Origin of the sequence: Amycolatopsis solani, assembly GCF_033441515.1 — a bacterium.
Taxonomy (GTDB): domain Bacteria; phylum Actinomycetota; class Actinomycetes; order Mycobacteriales; family Pseudonocardiaceae; genus Amycolatopsis; species Amycolatopsis solani.
The window spans coordinates 1070392-1090226 of the sequence record NZ_JAWQJT010000001.1 but is presented as its reverse complement, the minus strand read 5'-3'; the positions used below and the strand labels follow the sequence as shown (position 1 = coordinate 1090226).

Sequence of the window (19835 nt, the reverse complement as noted above, 5' to 3'; positions counted from 1 at the left end):
AATCCGGGATTTCTCAGACCCGCGGGTCGGGCAGCCGCCGACCGGTGACCGCGACGATCGCCGCCAGCACCGCCACCACCCCGATCACCAGCGCGAACGCGTCCCGGCTGCCCAGCGAACCCGCGAGGGCCGCGTACAGGCTCCCCAGCGTGGCGACGCCCAGCGCCAGCGACGTCTGCTGGTTCGTCGTCATCACGCCGCTGCCGACGCCGGCCAGGTCGGTCGGCACGTGCGACAGGACGATCCGGAACAACGTCGTCATCGCCAGCGCGTTCCCGACGCCGATCGCCACCATCGACGGCGCCAGGTCGAGCACGGTCAGGTTCGGCCACTGCGCCAGCGACGTGCACAGCAGCGCCACCATGCCGAGCGCCGTGATCGCGCCGCCGACCGGGACGACCCGCTGCCCGTAGCGGGCCACCAGCCGGCTGCTCAGCATCGACACCGTGAAGTACGCGACCGCGAGCGGCGTCAGCGCGACGCCGGCGCCGAGCGGGCCGAAGTGCAGGCCCTCCTGCAGCGTCATCGCGTAGACGAACATGAACGAGCCGAACGCGGCGAAGAACGGGATCGCCACCATGAGCCCGCGCCGGACGCTCGGCAGCCGCAGCACCGACGGCGGCAGCAGCGGCGTGCCACCGGTCCGCTCCAAGCGCCGTTCGACGTGGACCAGCGCGGCGGCGGCGAACGGGAAGACGGCCAGCAGCGCGATCGTCCACACCGGCCAGCCCAGTGCGCGGCCTTCCATCAGCGGGACCAGCAGCGACAGCAGCGTCACGGCCAGGAGCACGGTACCGAGCCGGTCGACGCCCAGCGGGTTGTGCGCGCGGCTCTCCGGCAGGCGGCGGGCCAGCACCAGCACCACCAGCCCGATGGGCACGTTCACCAGGAAGATCGGCCGCCAGCCGCTGCCGAACAGGTCCGCGGCCACCAGTCCGCCGCCGAGGAGCTGGCCGACGACCGTCGAGAGGCCGCCGGTCGCGCCGAACAACCCCAGCGCGCGCGAACGCTCTTCGCCGGACGTCGTCGCCTGGATGATCGAGAGCACCTGCGGCAGCAGCAATGCCGACGCCGCCCCCTGCGCGGCGCGGGCGAGCACCAGCGTGGTCGCCGTCGGGGCGAGTCCGCAGGCCAGGGACGTCAGCGTGAACAGCCAGAGTCCCCAAAAGAACAGCCGTCGCCTGCCGAACGAGTCGCCGAGGCGGCCGCCGACCACCAGCAGCACCGCGTACGCGATGCCGTAGGCCGCCACGACCAGTTCCAGGGTGGCGGTGGACGCGTGCAGGTCGGCGTCGATCGTCGGCAGCGCGACGTTGACGATGAAGAAGTCGATGATGGGCAGTGCCGCCCCCAGCAGCACCGTGACCAGGCCGGCGGGGGTCAGTCCCGGCCGAAATTGGGCGCCGGGGGTACTCGGCGCGAGTTCAGTCGTGGTCATGGGTACTACGATCGACCCGGATTTAACCTGGTACCAGTTGCTGTTCATCCGGGTACCGCCACTACCTGGTACCAGGTTCGGCCGCGTGCGATCCTGGCACCATGACCACCGCCGTCGAATCCGAGCTCCGCCGCCAGGAGCTGGCGAGGTTCCTGCGCAGCCGCCGCGAGCGGATCACCCCTGAGCAGGTCGGCCTTCCCCTCGTGGGCCGCCGCCGCACGCCGGGGCTGCGCCGCGAAGAGGTCGCGCAGCTCGCGGGCGTCGGGGTCACTTGGTACACGTGGCTCGAGCAGGGCCGCGACATCAACGCGTCCGAGCAGGTGCTGCAGGCGATCGCGCGCACGCTGCGCCTCGACCCGCACGAGCACACCCACCTCTTCCGCCTGGCCGGCGCGCCCGAGCCGGACGGCGAGAAGGACTGCCAGGTCATCTCGCCGCAGCTGGAGCTGATGCTGAAGAAGCTCGAGCCGTACCCGGTCGCGGTGCGCAACGCCCGCTGCGACCTGCTCGGCTACAACCGCGGCTACAGCTGGCTGATGGGCGACGTCGACGCGATCCCGTTCGAGGACCGCAACACCCTGGTCCAGTGCCTGCTCAACCCGCAGTGGCGCGAGCGCATGCTCGACTGGGACACGAACATCCCGCGCGTCATCGCCTCGTTCCGCGCGGCGATGGCCGAGCACGTCGCCGAGCCCGCATGGAAGAACCTGGTCAAGCGGCTCAAGGCGGAGTCGCCGCTGTTCGCCGAGCTCTGGCCGCACCACGACGTCAACTCGGAGCCGATCCGCACGAAGCGGTACCTGCACCCGGAGGTCGGGCTGCTGCAGTTCAACTTCACGTACCTCTACTACGGCCGCCGCTCGGAGATCACCGTGTCGACCTACACCCCGGCCGACGAGGAGACCGCGGCGAAGCTGCCGCTCGTGTTCGACTGACGACGTACGCCGGGAGCGCGCTCCGAGACGGACGCGCCGCCGTCCGCTGACCGGTAGTTTTCGCGGCATGAGATGGCCGCCGTGGCTGGGGCGCGTGGTGCGCACCGTCGTCGTCACCGGGTTCGTGCTCGGGGCGACCAGTGGGGCTTCGCGCTGGCAGCCCGGCGCGCCGCCGATGACCCCGCCGGCGGCCGCGTGGCTCGTCGCCACCGGGCTGACCCTGCTGCTCGTCCACCGCTTCCCGCTGACGATCTTCCTGGTCACGACGGCGTCGGCGTTCGGCTACTACGCCTCCGGGCTGCCCGGCGGGCCGGTCATCCTCGTCCCGACCATCGCGCTCTTCCTGCTCACCCGGCAACGCGGGCCGCTCACCGCCGGGATCACCGGGTCCGCCGCGCTCGCCGTCCTCTACCTGGTCCACGTCGTGACGTCGGGGTCGTTCGCGCTGGCGTTCGGCGCCGGGTTCCTCGTCGTCTGGCTGGTCGCGGTGATCGGGGTCGGCACCGCCGTCCGCTACCAGCTCGACGCGCTCGCCGCGCGCCGCGAGCAGGCCGACGAGCACCGCCACCGGCTCGCCGAGCAGGAACGGCTGCGCATCGCCCGCGAGGTCCACGACGTCGTCGCGCACAGCCTCGCCATGATCAACGTCCAGGCAGGCGTCGCCGCGCACGTCGCCGACCGGCGGCCCGAGCAGGCGAAGGAAGCGCTGCTGAACATCAAGGCGGCCAGCGCGTCCGCGCTCAAGGACCTGCGCGCGACCCTGGCCGTGCTGCGCTCGGGCGAGGACAAGGCGCCCGCGCCGAGCCTCGCCCAGGCCGGCGAGCTGCTGGATCACGCGCGCGACGCCGGGCTGGCGGTCGACGTCCACGGCGAGCCCGGTGACCTCCCCGCCCCGGTGGACGCGGCCGCGTACCGGATCCTGCAGGAGTCGCTGACCAACGTCGTCCGGCACGCCGACCGCCCGGACCGCGTCGACGTCCGGTTCGAGCGGAAAGCGGGAACTTTCGTCATGAAAGTTCGCGACGACGGCCGGGGCACCGCCCAGCCGACCCCGGGCCACGGCCTGCGGGGCATGTCCGAACGCGCCGCCGCGCTCGGCGGCCGGTGCACCGCCGGGCCGGTCGAAGGCGGTTTCGAAGTGTGCGTCGAGCTACCGATCGAGGGGGAAGCATGATCCGCGTCCTGCTGGCCGACGACCAGGTCCTGGTCCGCGCCGGGTTCCGCGTGCTGCTGGAGACCGAAGACGGCTTCGAGGTGTGCGGCGAAGCCGGTGACGGCGAGCAAGCCGTGGCCGGCGCGCTCGAGCACCGGCCGGACATCGTCGTGATGGACGTCCGGATGCCCGGCGTCGACGGCCTCGAAGCGACTCGCCGGGTCACCGCGCACCCCGACCTCGCCGGGACGAAGGTGCTGGTCCTGACCACGTTCGACGTCGACGAGTACGTCTACGAAGCCCTGCGGGCCGGCGCGAGCGGGTTCCTGCTGAAGGACACCGAGCCGGTCGAGCTGCTGCGCGCACTGCGCGTGGTCGCGAGCGGCGAGGCGCTGCTGGCGCCCACGGTCACGCGCCGGCTGATCCAGGAGTTCGTCGGCCGCCCGGAGAACCGGCGGGTCGACACCAGCGCCGTCCGCGAGATCACCGACCGCGAACGCGAGGTCCTCGCGCTCGTCGCGGGCGGCATGTCGAACGACGAAATCGCCGCCCACCTGGTGATCTCGACGGCCACGGCCCGCACCCACGTCAGCCGCATCATGACGAAGATCGGCGCGCGGGACCGGGCGCAGCTGGTGGTGCTGGCCTACGAGTCGGGCCTGGTCAGCCCGCGTCGCCCCGCCTGACCACCCGCACGGCCCGCACCAGGAACACCACGGCGAGGACCGCGACCAAGCAGATCCAGATCACGGGTGCCTCCTCTCCCGGCCGACTCTCTGCTCAAGAGGCGTCCGGGAGTGGGACGGCGTTCACCGACACGGCCGAACTCACCCGTTCGGGTCAGTTGTTCGTGCGCTCCGTCGGCGGCGCCTTCTGGACCTGCGCGGTCAGCAGCGTCTTGAACGAGCTGAGCGTCGCGTCCTTGGACGGGCCGAACGAGTCGATGATGACCACGCGGTTGTAGAGCACGTAGACCGCGCGGTAGACCTGCTGGTTCGCGTCGGCCGCGGAGTACACCGGGACGCCGTGCAGCGACAGGTTGCGGTTGACGGTCAGGCCGCCTTCCTGCTCCGCGTTGCCGTACTCGGCGGCCACCGCGGAGGCGGCCTGCGCGTTCGGCAGCTCCAGCGCGAACAGGCCCAGCGTGACGTCGCCGTCCTTGGTCGTCTTGAGCAGGCCCTCGGTCATGCCGCTCTGCTTGAGCTTCTCGATGACCGTCGTCGGCAGGTACTTGGCGGACTGCAGCTTGTCCAGGTCGAACTCGCCACCGCCGGCGCGGGTCGTGCCCGCCGGGGTGATCAGCGCGGCGGAGTTGTCGGCCGGCTCGGGCTTGGCCGCGGGCGGCTCCTGGAGCGGCTTGACGCTCGGCGGGGGCGGCGGCTGCTGCTGGCTCGAGCTCTGGGCGACCGGCGGGTTCTGGCCGCCGCCGTCCTTGATGAACAGCGCCCAGACGCCGAAGCCGAGGCCGGCCACGACGAGCACCGCGATCACGGCGAACGCGATCTTCTTGCCCTTGCCGGACGACGGCTGGGTCTGGAAGCTCTCCGGGCCCTGGCTGATCCAGTCCGCGTTGCTGGACGGCGCCAGCGGCGGGAACTCCGAGCCACCCCACGGCGGGCTGACGTCCTGCTGCTGCGCGCCCCACGGGTTCTGCTGCTGCATCGGCTGGGCGAACCCGCCGGCGGGGGAGTGCTGGCTGTACTGCGGGGGCGGCTGCTGCTGCGGGAACCCGCCCGACGGCGAGTGCTGCTGTTGCTGCTGCCACTGCGGGACGACCTGGGTCCGCTCGCCACCGCCGGCGTCGGCCGCGGAGACGACCTGCGTCGCTTCGGCGGAGTTCTCCTGCGACTGCGGCTGGGGCGGGGACACCGGCGGGATGATCTGGGTCTCGGCGGCGTTGCCGGGTACCTGCGGCTGCGCGGCCTGGGCGGGCTGCGCGGGGGCCGCCGACTGGCTCTCGCCGGTCGAGACGGCCATGGACAGCACGCGATCTCGGCGCGCCCGGTATTCGTCGGCCGTCAGGTTGCCTGCCGCGAGCTCCTCGTCAAGCCTGCGCAGCTCTTCCTGCCAGGTCACCCCGGTACCCCCTTGGGTATATCGCCTGCGAGTGCGAACTGAGGGTTCGCACGGAGTCATTGTGCACGGGTGTGCTCACCTGTTCGTCGCCCACCACCCCGTCGTTACCTCGGCGTGGTGGAGCGTCAGCGCGGGTGCGCCGCGAGCACCTGACCGAGCAGGTCGATCGTCTGGTCGCGCAGCAGCGCGGACGACCCGCCGATGACGCTCCGCTCCACCAGTTCGAAGGTCACGATGTCCCGGTCGGCGAACAGTCCGGCCAGCTCCTGCGCGCTGCTCTGCGCCACCGTCTCGGCGTGCACGATGGTGACGTCCTGGCAGGTCGCGGCCAGGAACGGGCTCGCGAACTGGGTGAACGAGTCGGCGACCACCGCCATGTTCGGAGCGATCGAGCCCTTCGGCTTGGCGCCGTCCGGCTGGCTCAGGTGCAGCGGCGTTTTGAAGTCGCTGGCGATGTAGCGGGTCCGGTCGGCACCGCCGTCGGTGGCGAGGCTGTACGTCGTCAGCGAGCGCTGCTCGTTCTTGCCGAGCACCCGGGCCAGGTCGGCGGGCCACGGCCGGACGCCGTTCGGCGCCGCCTGCCAGTTCGCCGTGCTGCCGGGCTGGATGGCCGCGCCCAGCGCGTACGTCATGACCAGGCCGCCGTCGAACGACCAGTGCGTGTCGTTGCGGTCGTACAGCGAGTGCCCGACCCGCTTTTCGGCGTCGGCGAGCGCGGGCCGCAGGTCGATCGCGCCGGACTCGCGCGGCACGCGGTTCCAGAACTCGGCGGTGCGGGCCTGCGCGCACGGCTTGCCGACGTAGGTGTCGGGCAGGTGCGTGGGCTCTTCGCTGTACTTGTCCGGCGCGATGACCAGCTCGAACTTCCGCCCCGACCGCTCCACGACCGAACGCAGCTTCCGCAGGGCCGCCACGACGTGGTCGGTGTCCATCACCGGACGGCACCGCGCGTTGACGTCCTCGCCGAGGTACAGCCAGCCGTCCTGGCCCGGGAGCACGGTCGGGTAGACGTACCCGGGGACGTCGCCGGTGTTCGGCTTCCCCTGGTCGACGCCGACGGTGCCGCCGTCGTGGCTGGTGCCCTGGCCGGACCCGGGCGGGTCGCCGAAGACGCCGGTGCCGACCGCGTCGGCGGCCTGGACGCCGGCCTGGCGCAGCGGCAGGTGGTCGGTCGCCCAGCCGGACAGGCCGGTGAAGAACCCGAAGCCGTCGGCGAGGCTGGGGAAGTCGCGCAGCGGCCGGTTCTCGAACGCGGCGGGCCGCACGCCGATCACGGACAGGAACAGCGGCGTGACGAAGAAGACGGCCGCGCAGGCCAGCGCGGTGCGCTGGCGCTTGCTGTGCCGGGGCCGGTAGAGGTTGTGCTCCTTGGGGAGGAACGACTCCGGGGTCCTCGGCAGCAGCGGCCGGCTGGGCAACTGCGACGGAGGACGGGAGGACACGGCCGTATCCTAGCGCCGGACCGGTGACGGGTGAGTCCGGAACGGTGATCTCGGAGGGGACGTGCGATGAGTGGTGGCCGAGGGCCGGGCTACGACCAGCGGCTGGCCAGGGAACGCGAGACCTTCGCCGGCCAGGAGGAGATCCACGGCAACCTGCCGCCGTCGGCGCACCGGTGGTCCAACCGGCACGTGCGCCCGAAGCTCGAAGCGCTCGGCGTACCGGGACTCGACGAGCTGATCGTCGGGCAGCTCGCCGACCGCGCGCGGGGGCTCTCCCGCGACGTCGTGGTGCTGTCGCTGGGCAGCGGCAACGGCGACCAGGAGCTCGGCTGGCTGCGCGGCCTGGCCGCCGAAGGCCTGGACAACGTCCGGCTGCGGCTGCTGGAGCTGAACCCCGAGATGCAGGCGCGGGCCGAGGCGTCGGCCCGCGAGCAGGGCGTGGCCGACCGGGTCGAGCTGATCACCGCGGACTTCAACACCTGGCGCGCCGACGCCGAGCACGACGTCGTCGTCGGGTTCCAGGCCCTGCACCACGTGCTGGACCTCGAACACCTCTACGGCGAGATCAAGCGCAGCCTCACCGCGGACGGCGTCCTGGTCGTGCACGACATGATCGGCCGCAACGGGCACCGCCGGTGGCCCGAGGCGCACGAGGTCGTCGACCGGATCTGGGCCACGCTGCCGCCGGAGCTGCGGCACAACTCGCTGACCGGGCGGATCGACGAGCGGTTCGAAGACGTCGACTGCGCCGCGGACGGGTTCGAGGGCATCCGCGCGCAGGACGTCCTGCCGGTGCTGCTCGACCACCTGCACCCGAGCCTGTTCCTGCCCTACGGCAACGTGATCGACCCGTTCGTCGACCGCATCTACGGCCACAACTTCGACATGGAAAACGCCGAGCACGTGGCCCTGATCGACGAGATCGGCGTCCTCGACGACAGCCTGCTCGACCTCGGGCTGGTCACCGGCACGCGGCTGACCGCGCTGTTCCACCCCACGCCCCAGCCGTTGCGCGTGCACGGCAACCGGACGCCCGAGCGGTCGGTGCGCGACACCCGCGTGGTCGACCCCGCGGACCGCGTCTCGTTCCGGCCCGGCGGCAACGGCGAACGGCTGGTGGGCGGCAAGGGCGTGGTGACCGGGCGGATGAACGGCATCGCCCACGACGACTGGGCCGCGCCGTCGGTCGAGTTCCCGGTGCTGACCACCGGCCCGGTCGAAGCGCTCGAACTCAAGACCTACCTGCCGGACGACGCCACCGAGCACGGCAGCGTCACGGTGTCCGTGGACGGCGTCCCGGTCGCGAAGGCCGACGTCGGGGCGGGGCTGACCGAGCAGGTGCTGCCGGTCCGGCTCGACGCGCACCGGCAGGTCCGGCTCTCGCTCGACGCGGACTGGTCGATCACGGCCGGGCTCGGCGGCGACCGCCGCACACTGGCGTACGTCCTGGTCGAAGTGGGCCTCCGCTAATCTGCCCGCCATGGGCAAGGGGACGAGCGGTGAGCGCCTGATCGAGTGGACCGGCGAGCGGTGCGTGCCGTGGACCGACGACCTCCAGGTGATCTACGAGCACTACCACCGCTACGCGTTCGCGAGCCGGTTCACCGGCGGCAAGCGCGTCCTCGACCTGGCCAGCGGCGAGGGCTACGGCGCCGCGCTGGTCGCCGGCACCGGAGCCCGTGAGGTCGTCGGGCTCGAGATCGACCCGCGGACCGTCGAGCACGCCCGCGCCCGCTACCCGCACGTCCGGTTCGAGGTCGGCTCGATCACCGATCCGGCCGCGCTCGACGGCGAGGTCTTCGACGTCATCACGTGCTTCGAGGCGATCGAGCACGTCGACGAGCAGGACCGGCTGATGGCGCTGGTCCGCAACCGGCTCGCGCCGGGCGGGGTCTTCCTCTGCAGCACCCCGGACGTCGAGGTCTACACCCACGACCACGGCAACGAGAACCCGTACCACGTGCACGAATTGACCGAATCGGCTTTCCGCGCGCTGCTGGCCGGCAGCTTCGAGCACGTCGTCGTGCTGCGCCAGAACGTCGCCGTCGGGTCGCTGATCCACGACAACGGCGCGGGCTCCGGCGCGGAGGTCTTCGCGCTCCAGGCCGACGACGCCGACGGCTGGACCATCGAAGCCGGCGCGCCCCACACCTACTTCGTCTCCGTCGCGTCGGCGGAGCCGCTCGACGTGCCCTCGACGTCCGCGATGATCGACCCGAAGCTGACCCTCGTCGCGCGGGCCGCCGCCGAGGCGGGCCGCCTGCGCGACGGGCTGGGCCGCGCGGAAGCCGAACGCGACCAGGCGACGGCGTCGGTCACCCGGCTGACCGCCGAACTCGCCCAGGTCACCGCGGCCGAGCAGCGGGCCGCCGGGGAGCGCGACGAGGCGCTCCGCCAGGCCGAGCGCGCTCGCGAAGACCGGCAGCGCGCCGCCGACGAGCTGAACCGCCTGCAGCGCAAGGCGGGCTACGACCGCGAACGCCTGGAATGGCTGGCGGGCAACAACACCGGCCTCAGCGAAACCATCGGCAGGCTCGCCGCGGAAAACGAGAAGCTGCGCGCCGAGACGTCCGCGCTCGTCCAGCGCGCGATCGGGAAGTACCGCGGCACGATCGAGAAGTACGCGCCGCGCGGCACCCGCCGCCGCGACTTCTACGAGACGGCGCTCGGCCGCCAGGCCGGGGTGCTGCCCGGCGAGGCCGTCGGCGTGCCGGGTCCGGTCGCGGTGACCACCAGCGACCAGCCGATCGTCAGCGTCGTCATCCCGGTCTACGGCAACTGGAACTACACCCGCGGCTGCCTCGACTCGATCCAGCGGCACCTGCCCGCGACGCCGTTCGAGGTGATCGTCGTCGACGACAAGTCGCCGGACGACTCCGCCGACCGCGTGGCGGGCTGCGCCGGCGTGCGGCTGGTCCGCGCGCCGAAGAACCTGGGCTTCGTCGGCGCCTGCAACCTGGGTGCCGAGAACGCGCGCGGCGACTTCATCTTCTTCCTCAACAACGACACCGAGGTCCGCGCGGGCTGGCTGGACGAACTGGTCGCCGTCGTCGAGACGCGGCCGGACGTCGGGCTCGTCGGGTCCAAGCTGGTCTACCCGGACGGCCGCCTCCAGGAGTGCGGCGGCATCATCTGGGCCGACGGCACCGGCTGGAACTACGGCAGGCTGCAGAACCCGGACGCGCCCTGGTTCCAGGCGCTGCGCGACGTCGACTACTGCTCGGGCGCGGCGCTGCTCGTCCGCCGCGAGCTGTTCGAGCGCGTCGGCGGCTTCGACCAGCGCTTCGCCCCCGCGTACTACGAGGACACCGACCTCGCGTTCGCCGTGCGGGCGGCCGGGTACCGGACGATGGTCCAGCCCGCGTCGGTGGTCGTGCACCACGAAGGCATCACCAACGGCACGGACGTCTCCTCCGGCGTGAAGCGCCACCAGGAGCTCAACCGCGGCGTCTTCGTCGACAAGTGGAGCGTCCAGCTGCGCGACCACTTCCCCGAGGCGAGCCCGCGCGCGGTCTGGGCCGGGCGCCAGCGCACGGCGGACGGCCACCGCGGCGGCACCGTGCTGGTCGCCGACCACCAGGTGCCGATGCCGGACAAGGACTCCGGCTCGGTGCGGATGTTCCGCATCCTCGAACTGCTCGTCGGCCTCGGGCAGCGCGTCGTGTTCATGCCGCTCAACAACGCGCTCCCGGAGCCGTACGCCGACGCGCTGTACCGCGCGGGCGTCACGGTGGTGACCGGGCTCGGCGAACAGCTCGAGTTCCTGCGCGACGCCGGCGCCGACCTGAGCCTGGCGGTGCTGTCCCGGCCGCACGTCGCCTGGCAGCTGCTGGAGCAGGTCCGCGAGCACGCGCCCGACTGCGTCATCGCCTACGACACGGTCGACCTGCACTTCGTCCGGCTCAACCGGCAGGCCGACCTGGCCGCGCAGCTCGGCGAAACGCGCGAAGAGCTGACGCTGCGGCGGCGCGCCGAAGTGCTGCGGGAGTCCGAACTCGGCCTCACCCGCGCCACCGACGTCACCTTCGTGGTGTCCGATGTGGAGCGTGCGCTGCTGCGGGAGCTCGTGCCGTCGGCCCGCGTCGAGGTGCTGTCGAACGTGCACTACGCCAACGGCTCGGTCGCGGCGCCCGAAGGCCGTTCCGGTGTGCTGTTCGTCGGCAGCTTCGACCACCTGCCCAACCGGGACGCGGCCCGCTGGCTGGCGGAGGAGATCATGCCGCTCGTGCGCCGCCGCCGTCCGGACGCGGTCGCGCAGGTCGTCGGCAGCAACCCGCCGCAGGAGATGTTCGACCTGGAGCGCGACGGCGTCGTCGTGCGCGGCTGGGTCCCGAACCTCGACAGCGCGTACGGCGAGGCCCGGGTCGTCGTGGCGCCGCTGCGCTTCGGCGCGGGCGTGAAGGGGAAGCTGGGCGAGAGCCTCGGCTACGGCGTCCCCGTGGTCGCGACCCCGCTGGCCGCCGAGGGCATGCACCTGACGCACGGCCGGGACGTCCTCGTCGGTGCCACGGCCCAGGAGCTCGCCGATGAGATCGTCACGCTGCTCGAGGACGACAAGCTGTGGCAGCGGCTGTCCGAAGAGGGCAAGACGGTGGTGGACCGCCTGTTCGGCGCGGACGTCGCCCGCCGGACGCTGGCCGAGGTGCTCGACCGGCGCGGCTGATCAGCTGGGTGGCAACGCTTTCTTGAACACCGCGACGGCGTTGTCCAGGCTGGTCTTCAGCTCGTTCTTGTCCTTGTCGAACGGCTGCGACGCCCAGAGCACGATGGCGACCTTGCCCGAGGTGTACCAGGTGCCGTCCAGCCGCTGGTCGTCGTTGCGGCCGGTGACGGCCGCCGGGTCGCCGGCGACGGGGGCGAACCCGCCGGCCGCGGCGGCCTCGCGCAGGTAGTCGACGATCGCCTTCGCGCCCTCGGCGTTTTCGGCGGGGATCGCGTAGCCGAGGAACCCGGTGTCCCCGGCCGACGAAGCGCGGTACACGAGCTGCGTGACGCCGTGCTGCGAGAAGACCTGCGCGGCCTCCTTGGGGTACAGCTTGAGGTCGAGCCCGCGGGCCAGCGACATCGTCGAGCTCTCCGGGTGCTGCATCCCGGGCAGCGGCGGCACCTGGTCCTCCAGCTGCGGCTGGGTCGCGGCGGCGGGCGGCTGCGTGACGGACGGCGTGAACGACGAAAGGGCGTTGGGTGCCGGGTCGTCCTTGCCGAGCCACAGCGTCGCGCCGACGACCATGCCCAGCACCACCAGCACGCCGAGCGCGATGAACGGCCAGGTGGGCCGGCCGGACGACTCGCCGTCGGTGTCCCACCGGTGCTTCCCCGGCGAGCCCTCCGGTTCGAGCTGCGGCGGGCGGGATTCGCCACCCGGCGGCGTGATCGGCGGGAACCGGCTGCCCGGCCCCTGCTCGGCGGGCCCGTCGACGCGCAGGTAGCGGGTCGGCGTGATGTCGGCCGGGCTGGGCGCGGTCGTCATGTGGTCGGGGATGGCGGGCACGTGGCTGGTCGAGACCGTCTTCGGCAGGCCGGTCCGCTGCCACGGCGGGGGCGGCAGCGGCACGGGCCGGGGCGACTCCATGCGCTGCGGCGGGGGAACGGGGTGGACCGGCGCGGGGTGGCTCGCGGGGTTCGCGCTCCGCCAAGCTTCACCCGGACGGCGTAGCGGCGACGGCACCGGTGACGGCACCGTCGAACCGGAGGCCTGCGCGAGCAGCTCATCCCGCTGTTTGCGGTGGTCAGCGGGCTCGATGCGACCCTCGGCAAGCTCCGCGTCGAGACGGCGAAGCTCTTCCTGCCAGCTCATCCAAGGACCCCCATCCACCGTTCGGGGCATCAGTCTGGCACGCGCTGCCGACCTGCGAGGTTGCGGTTTGAGGTTGATCGGCAACGTAGCGCAAGTCGGCCGGTTTCGGGAGTCCCCTCCCGGGTCACCCGTCGAGCGGCCGAAAACTGTCGTACATATGTTCTAAAATTGGCGTTGTCCAGGGGAGATGCCGCCCGCGTCCGCGGGTGGCGTGATGGAGGAAGGCAGGGCCATGGCCTACATCACCCTGTCCACGTTCGTGGGCTACAGCGCGAGTTCCGGTCCGTCGCGGTCGTCGTTCGTCCGGCGGCAGCGGAGGCAGTACGAAGATCCGGCGCGAGCGGCGTTCAACTACTACCGGCGGGCGGCCAACGCGGTGCGGTCCGGCCGGGCGGCGAACCAGGACGAGGTGGCGCTGCGCGCGCTCGTCAACGCCGCCGACGACCGGACGAAGCCGCACTACGCGGCGATCGCCGAGGGCTGGCTGAAGTACCTCGGCCGCAAGTCGCCGAGGCTGGTCGAAGTCGGCCGCGGCCGCTGCCGCATCGGCGAGCTGGAAATCGGTGTCAGCCCGCAGATGGGGCTCCGCAAGAGCGACGGCCGCCGGTACGCGACCTGGCTCTACTTCAAGGAGGAGCCGTTGACGAAGGCCTCGGCGCAGCTCGCGTTGTGGGTGCTGGAGCAGGCGATGCCCGACGTCCTGCCCGGTGGCGAGGCGCTGGTGATCGACGTCCGCCGCGCGAAGGAGTACCAGCTCTCGGCCCGCGATCGCGAGCGGTTGAGGCCGTGGGCGCGCAGTGAAGCCTCGGCGTTCCTCACGCTCTGGGACGCCGCCTGAGCCAGGGGAGGCGCCGGGACTGCCCGGCGCCTCCCCTAGCATCGCGTCCCGAGCTTTCAGGGGGCGACGATGAGACTCATCGCGGGGCGGTACGCGATCTCGGCCGAGCTCGGCCGCGGCGGGATGGGCGTGGTCTGGCGCGCCGAAGACCAGGTGCTCGGGCGCCCGGTCGCGCTGAAGGAACTGGCCACCCCGCCGGGCACCAGCCTCGACCGCGTCCTGCGCGAGGCCCGGACCGCGGGCCGGCTGAACGACCCCGGCGTCGTCACGGTGTACGACGTCGTCAGCGAGCAGGGCGCCACGTTCATCGTGATGGAACTCGTCGTCGCGCCCACGCTCGCCGACGTCGTGGGCCGCGAAGGGGCGCTGGCGAACGACCGCGTCGCCGCGCTCGGCCTGCAGGTGCTCGGCGCGCTGGAAAGCGCGCACCGGGCCGGGATCGTGCACCGGGACGTCAAGCCCAGCAACATCATGGTGCTGCCCGGCGACCGCGTGAAGCTCGCCGACTTCGGCATCGCGCGGGCGCTGGACGACCCGGGCCTGACGCAGACCGGCGGCGTCATGGGGTCGCCCGGCTACATGGCGCCCGAGCTGTTCGCGGGCGCCGGCCCGTCGCCCGCGTCGGATCTCTGGTCGCTCGGCGCGACGCTGTTCCACGCCGCCGAAGGCCGCGCGCCCTTCCAGCGCACCACCACGGCCGCGACGCTGCACGCGATCATGTACGAGCAGCCGGTGCTCGAACGCTGCCGCGGCCCGCTCGCCGACGCCGTCCGCGGCCTGCTCACGCAGTCCACTTCGGACCGGCTGACCGCGGCCGGCCTGCGGCGGCTGCTGGAAACCGCGCGCACGGCGATCACGGACTCGCCGACGCAGGCGGTCGATCCGGCGTCGCTGCCGACGATCGTCTTCGAGCCGGTGACCGCGAAGGTGGCCGCGCCGTCACCGACCACAGTGGACTGGGACCGGCGGCCGAAGAAGCGACGGCTGCCGCTCGTGCTCGGCGGGGTGGCGGCGGCCGTGGTCGCCGCGCTCGGCGCGATCTTCCTGCTGAAACCGGACACCCCGACCCCGGTGGCCGTGGGCGCGACTTCGACGCCGTCGACCACTCCGGCGCCGTCGACGACCGCGTCGCCCAGCCACAAGAAGTCCCCGAGCGCGACCCCCTCGCCGACCTCGAGCACCACGGCGAAGCCCGACCCGGCGAAGGTGCCGCTGATCCGCTTCCACCAGAAGGACGGCGGCCACTTCAGCGGCACGAAGAAGGTCGCCCCGCCGTCCGGCTTCACCAAGGAAGGCATCTTCGGCTCGCTGGTCGCGACGGCCGAGCCCGGCACGCGGAAGCTGTTCGCCTGCAAGGTGAAGAACGAAAAGGACTGGTTCACCTCGCCCGACCAGAGCGGGAAGTGCGAGGGCCAGCAGGCACTCGGCCTGCTGGGGAACATCTACGCCGACCCGCCGTCCGGGGCGAGCGCACGGGCGCTGTACCGCTGCAACGCGGGCGCGAGCCACTTCGACTCCCTCGACGCCGGCTGCGAGGGCAAGAAGAAGGAGTTCCTGATGGGCTACCTCGTCCTCTGAAGCAGCACCTCGGCGACGAGCTCGGGCCGCGTGACGAACGGGTGGTGCGCCACCGGCAGCTCGACGACGTCGGTCGCGCGCCCGGCCTGCTCCCGCTGCACCTCCGGCGGCGTCGCGAGATCGTCCCCGCAGACGACGTAGGTCGACGGGACCCCCCGCCACGCGGCTTCGGTCGTCCGCTGCCCGAACACGGCCTCGTTCTGCGCGGCGAGCCGGGCCGCGGCGCCGGCGTAGGTGGCGTCGTCGAAGTCCTGGGCGAACAGCGGCCGCACGAGCTCTTCCCGGACGCTCGCGGTCCCGTCGCCGTGGCTGACGTGCCGCGGCTCGCCGCCACCGCCGAAGTCCGCGAGCGCCTGTCCGGTGTCCGGCAGGAACGAGGTCACGTAGACGAGCCGCCGCACCGCGGCGTGGCGCCCGGCCTGTGTGATCACCATCCCGCCGTAGGAGTGTCCGACGAGCAGAACGGGCTCGTCGGAGGCGTCGAGCAGCGCCCGGACGGCCGCGGCGTCGTCGTGGAGATCACCCCGCGGCTCGGCTTCGCAACTCGGCAGCACGACCGCTGAGCTGCGCAAACCGTGGCGCGCGAGGAGGTCCGCGGTCGGCTGCCACCACCAGGCGCCGTCCCGGACGAAGGCGCCGTGGACGAAGACGATTCGCATGGTGACAACCTGACAGACTCCACCCGTCCGAGTGACACAGTTCGCGGCGAGCGGAAGGGGACTGGACAAACCGGAGGCCGAACACGAAGCTTTCGCGTGTTCTTTCTTGCTTGGCCAACTTCGAGGTCGTAAAAGTGAATGCTGCCTGGGAAGCCGTCTCCCGCGTCGCCGACGAGCCCGCCTGGTACTGGGTGTACGACAAGCTGGCGTTCTGGCCGAGCACCTACGCCCACGCCTGGCCGGGTTTCCGCGAGCCGGCACCGTCCCGCACCTGGGACCTCTCACCCGGCGACCTCGACCGCGCGTCGGCCGAGTTCCGCCTCGGCCCGTACGCGGTCGAGGAGCACCAGGTGGCCGCCATCGCGCTGGCCGCGTTCCGCGAGGTCTGCGGCCCGGACGAGTGGCTGTGGGCACTGCACTGGCAGCACCAGTCCTACCGCGTCCGCCCGCACGCGATGACCGACGGCGCCCGCTGGCCGGTGCCGGCGTTCCCGCGCGCGGACTACCACCTGTTCCTGGCGTCCGACTTCTCGTTCGGCACGCTCGGCCACCCGTGGGAGCGCACGCTCTGCGTCTTCGGCGAGAAGCTGGTGCCGGCGTTCGAGCGCCACGGCGAAGGCGTGCTGACCAACGTCCTGCGCCGCGACGGAAAGCCGTCCGCACTGGCCCGCTGAGCTCTTGCTACCGTTCTCCGGGTGTTCGAATACCACGGCTGGGTGACCATCCAGGCGACCGCGAGCGGCGACGACGACGCGGCCCTCCTGGAGCGCCTGGTCGACCGCGTCCACCGCGCCATCCGCGACGCCGGCGACGACTTCGACCTGATCGACCTCCGCTGGAGCGCGGGCATGCCGATGCTCCACCTCGCGGGCTTCGACAAGCACGGCGGCCCCGGCTTGGAACTCCTCGACCTCTTCACGAGGGTCGGCGAACTGGCCGCGGGCTCCTACGGCCTGCTCCACGTCTGGGACGACCAGGACACCGAGCACGACAACGAATTCCGCGTCTACCGCATGGCCCGCGGCCAGGTGACCGAACGCGAAGACCCCCACCTGACCCCGGTCGCCCCGACGGTCCTCGACGTCTACGAGCTCTAGCCGCATTCCTCCAGCCGCACCCTGTAGCCGCATCGCAACCGCGCCTGAGTAGTACTGCTCAAGACACCCACGGCAGCCGGGCGAGACCGTGGTCACATGACGAAATCCACGTCCCCCACCACCACGGCCTTCTACATCCAGGCGGCGCTGTCCTTCGGCCTGGCGCTGGCGGCCGTCACCGGCGGCATCGCGTATCTCCCGGTCGACGGCTGGGTCCGCGGCTTCCTCGCCCTCGGCATGCTCTACCTGGTGACGTCCACGTTCACCCTCGCCAAGTGCGTCCGCGACAGACAGGACGAGACCTCCGTGGTCTCGCGCGTCGACCAAGCCCGGCTCGACAAGCTGCTCGCCGAACACGACCCCTACAAGACCGCGGCGATGTAGGGAGACCGCCGGCTGTGACAGCGATCACGACCCCCGAAAGACTGAAGGCCGCCTCCCGGGCGAACCCGGGAAACGGCCTTCGATCTTGAGCGGATGACGGGATTCGAACCCGCGACCCTCACCTTGGCAAGGTGATGCGCTACCAGCTGCGCTACATCCGCACTGCCTTGCTGATGGGAGGAACTCTATACCCACCCCTGAGGGCACCGTTGAGCGGGTCCCCCCGTGCCCTGACCCGGTACTTCGGTGTCACAGCTGGCGTACAAGGGGTGACGACGGCTGATTCCCTCCGTATGGTGTCCCCATTCGACCGAATGGGGAGACCTTCGGGGAGGAGGTGCCGGGCCGGATGACCGAGCTGGGCACGGCGCCGCCACCAGCGGCCTCGGAATCCGACGAGCAGGCACTGCTGCAACGGCTCCGCAACGGCGAAGACGCCGCGTTCGGGGAGCTGTTCGAGCTGCACGCCGCCGCCGTCCGCCGGCTCGCGCAGAGCCTGGCCGCCGACCGGTCCGAGGCCGAGGACATCACCGCGGAGACCTTCTTCCGCGTGCTGCAGGCCCTCCGCCGCGGCGCCGGACCCCGCGACTACGTCCGCGCCTACCTGCTCACCGTCGCCCGCCGCGTTTCGTGGGAGTGGCACGGGGCCCGCCGGGACGTCCCGGTCTCCGACGACGAACTGACCTTCCGCGCTGGGGCGGGTGCCGACACGCACGCCCGCACCGCGGAGCACACGCTGATCACCACCGCGTTCACCAGCCTGCCTGAGCGCTGGCGGACGGTGCTGTGGCAGACGGAGGTCGAGGGCGAGCAGCCCGCCATGGTCGCCCCGCACTTCGGCTTGAGCGCGAACGCCACCGCGGCGCTCGCCCGCCGGGCCCGTCAGGGCCTGCGCGCGGCCTACTTGCAGGCACACCTTTCGGTGAACCGCGGGCCGGACTCGTGCCGCGCGGTCGTCGAGAAGCTCGGCGGGTTCACCGCGGGCAGCGTCACCGGCGCCGAGGCCGAACGCATCAAGGCGCACCTGCACGGCTGCGCGTCGTGCCGCGCCACCCAGGACGAGCTCCGCGACGTCTGTTCGTCGCTGCGCGCGCACGCCGGCGTGCTGGTGCTGCTGGTGCCCGCCGCCGCGTCGGTCGGCGGCAGCGGGGTGCTGGCCGGGCTCGGCACGACGATCAAGGGCGTGCTGGTCGGTTCGAAGGTCAAGATCGGGCTCGCGCTGGCGTCGACCGCCGCCGTGGGCGCGGTCGGGGTCGCCGCCGGTCCGGTGCTGTTCGGGTCGACGGCGGTCCAGGACGTCGGGCTGACCGGCGGTGCGCCCGAGCTCGTGGTGGTGCCGCCGACCGAGTCGCACCACCAGCCGCCACCGCAGCCGCAGCCCGAGCCCCGGATCGGCATCGGTGTGCTCAACGGCCGCGGCACCGGCGTCCCGGTACCGGTCCGGCCGCGTACCGACGGCCGTCAGCTCGGCGCGAACGAAGTCCCGTCCCTCCCGGCCGGTGACGTCCCCGCGGGCTCGGTCGGCAGCGGCGGCGACGGGCTCACGCCCCGCGAAGACCTGACGTCCTCGACGTTCAACGCGCCCGACCACCCGGAGACGTCGCCGCGGCTCGACACGACGACGAGCCCGGACCTGACGATGACCACCGAGTCGAGCGACTCCCCGGAGAGCGCCGAGGTGCCCGAGCTGTCGCCGACCGACGGGTCGACGGAGCCGAAGGACAAGCCGACGGAAGGCGCCACCGGCACAGCCGAACCGACGACGGTGACGACAACGGTGACGCCGACGTCCGGAAAACCGTGCCCGAGCAGCACCTCGGAAGTCACTGGTTCGAGCGAATCCGCGGAATCGACGTCCACCGCCTCCGAACAGCGGTGATCCACTTCTCCGGGCGGGATGTCCGATTCCTCCCTCGCGCGGGCGAGCCCGGGCGCGGTACCGTTGTGCTGCTCACCCTGCGGGCGGCCCTGGAGGCAACTGAATGAACCGGCTGGTGCGCGGCGAAGACGGCCGCGACTGGGTGGTCCGTGCCCAGATGGAATGGCGTGCGCCGGCGACGGCCGACGACTTCGAGCACGACGTCGCGGGCAGCTACGGCCCCGGTATCGCGATGATCGTGGTGACCGCGCTGCTGGCCGTCATCCTCGTCGTGTGGACGCCGGACCAGGTCAACATCCCCGCGTGGGTGCTGCTCGCGCTGCTGCTCGTCATCCTCTTCTTCCCCCTCCGGTGGATCCTGCGCCGGCCGTGGACGGTCGTCGCGGAGACCGAGGGCGACGTGACGGGCGACCGGCCGTCCGAGCGCTGGGTCGGCACCATCCGCGGCATGTTCACCGTGCAGGGCGAGGTCAAGAAGATCTCCAAGACCATCCAGCGGCACTCGCTGCCGGACTTCGACGGGCCGCTGCACCCGGTCGAATAGCCGGTAGAGGAATTC

17 protein-coding genes and 1 tRNA gene are annotated in these 19835 nt (G+C 72.0%); 12 read left to right on the top strand and 6 right to left on the bottom strand.

Annotated elements, in window-relative coordinates:
* Positions 1-13: 13 nt before the first annotated feature.
* Positions 14-1438 (bottom strand): MFS transporter, encoded by a 1425-nt coding sequence (locus SD460_RS05535; protein WP_290051422.1) that lies wholly within the window; start codon positions 1436-1438, stop codon positions 14-16.
* 101 nt (positions 1439-1539) lie between these two features.
* On the opposite strand from SD460_RS05535, the gene SD460_RS05530 reads away from it, so the two are divergent.
* From SD460_RS05530 to SD460_RS05520, 3 genes are all read left to right on the top strand, one after another.
* The gene (locus tag SD460_RS05530) at positions 1540-2373 is read left to right on the top strand and encodes a helix-turn-helix transcriptional regulator (RefSeq protein ID WP_290051425.1); all 834 of its coding nucleotides are present in this window, start codon (positions 1540-1542) and stop codon (positions 2371-2373) included.
* A gap of 67 nt (positions 2374-2440) precedes the next feature.
* Complete coding sequence (locus SD460_RS05525; protein WP_290051427.1) at positions 2441-3547, top strand: sensor histidine kinase; 1107 nt, start codon at positions 2441-2443, stop codon at positions 3545-3547.
* Positions 3544-4212 carry a response regulator gene (locus tag SD460_RS05520; protein ID WP_290051430.1) on the top strand — a complete coding sequence of 223 codons (669 nt, stop codon included), beginning with the start codon at positions 3544-3546 and terminating at the stop codon, positions 4210-4212. Before SD460_RS05525 ends, SD460_RS05520 begins: the two co-directional genes overlap by 4 nt.
* Positions 4213-4366: 154 nt before the next feature.
* Here SD460_RS05520 and SD460_RS05515 read toward each other — a convergent pair whose 3' ends face one another.
* Both SD460_RS05515 and SD460_RS05510 read right to left on the bottom strand, forming a co-directional pair.
* A complete protein-coding gene (locus SD460_RS05515) occupies positions 4367-5602 on the bottom strand; it encodes a DUF1707 domain-containing protein (RefSeq protein ID WP_290051432.1) in 1236 nt (411 codons plus the stop codon).
* A gap of 125 nt (positions 5603-5727) precedes the next feature.
* Positions 5728-7044 carry an alginate O-acetyltransferase AlgX-related protein gene (locus tag SD460_RS05510; RefSeq protein WP_438860556.1) on the bottom strand — a complete coding sequence of 439 codons (1317 nt, stop codon included), beginning with the start codon at positions 7042-7044 and terminating at the stop codon, positions 5728-5730.
* A 66-nt stretch (positions 7045-7110) separates the two neighbouring features.
* On the opposite strand from SD460_RS05510, the gene SD460_RS05505 reads away from it, so the two are divergent.
* Complete coding sequence (locus SD460_RS05505; RefSeq protein ID WP_290051435.1) at positions 7111-8514, top strand: SAM-dependent methyltransferase; 1404 nt, start codon at positions 7111-7113, stop codon at positions 8512-8514.
* 10 nt (positions 8515-8524) lie between these two features.
* Positions 8525-11707, top strand: a complete 3183-nt coding sequence (locus SD460_RS05500) for a glycosyltransferase (protein ID WP_290051438.1) — start codon at positions 8525-8527, stop codon at positions 11705-11707.
* On the opposite strand, the gene SD460_RS05495 is transcribed toward SD460_RS05500, so the two are convergent.
* Entirely contained in the window at positions 11708-12841 is a 1134-nt protein-coding gene (locus SD460_RS05495) for a hypothetical protein (RefSeq protein WP_290051440.1), read from the bottom strand. It lies immediately after the preceding gene.
* A 214-nt stretch (positions 12842-13055) separates the two neighbouring features.
* On the opposite strand from SD460_RS05495, the gene SD460_RS05490 reads away from it, so the two are divergent.
* The gene (locus SD460_RS05490; protein WP_290051442.1) at positions 13056-13679 is read left to right on the top strand and encodes a hypothetical protein; all 624 of its coding nucleotides are present in this window, start codon (positions 13056-13058) and stop codon (positions 13677-13679) included.
* A 69-nt stretch (positions 13680-13748) separates the two neighbouring features.
* Complete coding sequence (locus SD460_RS05485) at positions 13749-15257, top strand: serine/threonine-protein kinase (RefSeq protein ID WP_290051444.1); 1509 nt, start codon at positions 13749-13751, stop codon at positions 15255-15257.
* Here the strand turns inward: SD460_RS05485 and SD460_RS05480 are convergent.
* Positions 15242-15916: an alpha/beta hydrolase gene (locus SD460_RS05480; RefSeq protein WP_290051446.1), complete on the bottom strand. Its 675-nt coding sequence runs from the start codon at positions 15914-15916 to the stop codon at positions 15242-15244. The two genes, SD460_RS05485 and SD460_RS05480, sit on opposite strands and share 16 nt — an antisense overlap.
* Before the next feature lie 134 nt (positions 15917-16050).
* On the opposite strand from SD460_RS05480, the gene SD460_RS05475 reads away from it, so the two are divergent.
* From SD460_RS05475 to SD460_RS05465, 3 genes are all read left to right on the top strand, one after another.
* Complete coding sequence (locus SD460_RS05475) at positions 16051-16590, top strand: DUF2716 domain-containing protein (RefSeq protein ID WP_290051449.1); 540 nt, start codon at positions 16051-16053, stop codon at positions 16588-16590.
* 21 nt (positions 16591-16611) lie between these two features.
* Entirely contained in the window at positions 16612-17013 is a 402-nt protein-coding gene (locus tag SD460_RS05470; RefSeq protein ID WP_290051452.1) for an immunity 7 family protein, read from the top strand.
* 96 nt (positions 17014-17109) lie between these two features.
* Entirely contained in the window at positions 17110-17397 is a 288-nt protein-coding gene (locus SD460_RS05465) for a YiaA/YiaB family inner membrane protein (RefSeq protein WP_290051455.1), read from the top strand.
* An 88-nt stretch (positions 17398-17485) separates the two neighbouring features.
* Here the strand turns inward: SD460_RS05465 and SD460_RS05460 are convergent.
* Positions 17486-17558: transfer RNA gene (locus SD460_RS05460), tRNA-Gly, on the bottom strand.
* Positions 17559-17746: 188 nt separating this feature from the next.
* Between SD460_RS05460 and SD460_RS05455 the strand changes: the two genes are divergently transcribed.
* Complete coding sequence (locus SD460_RS05455; protein WP_290051458.1) at positions 17747-19276, top strand: sigma-70 family RNA polymerase sigma factor; 1530 nt, start codon at positions 17747-17749, stop codon at positions 19274-19276.
* A 103-nt stretch (positions 19277-19379) separates the two neighbouring features.
* Positions 19380-19820 (top strand): DUF983 domain-containing protein, encoded by a 441-nt coding sequence (locus SD460_RS05450; protein ID WP_086858118.1) that lies wholly within the window; start codon positions 19380-19382, stop codon positions 19818-19820.
* Positions 19821-19835 lie beyond the last annotated feature (15 nt).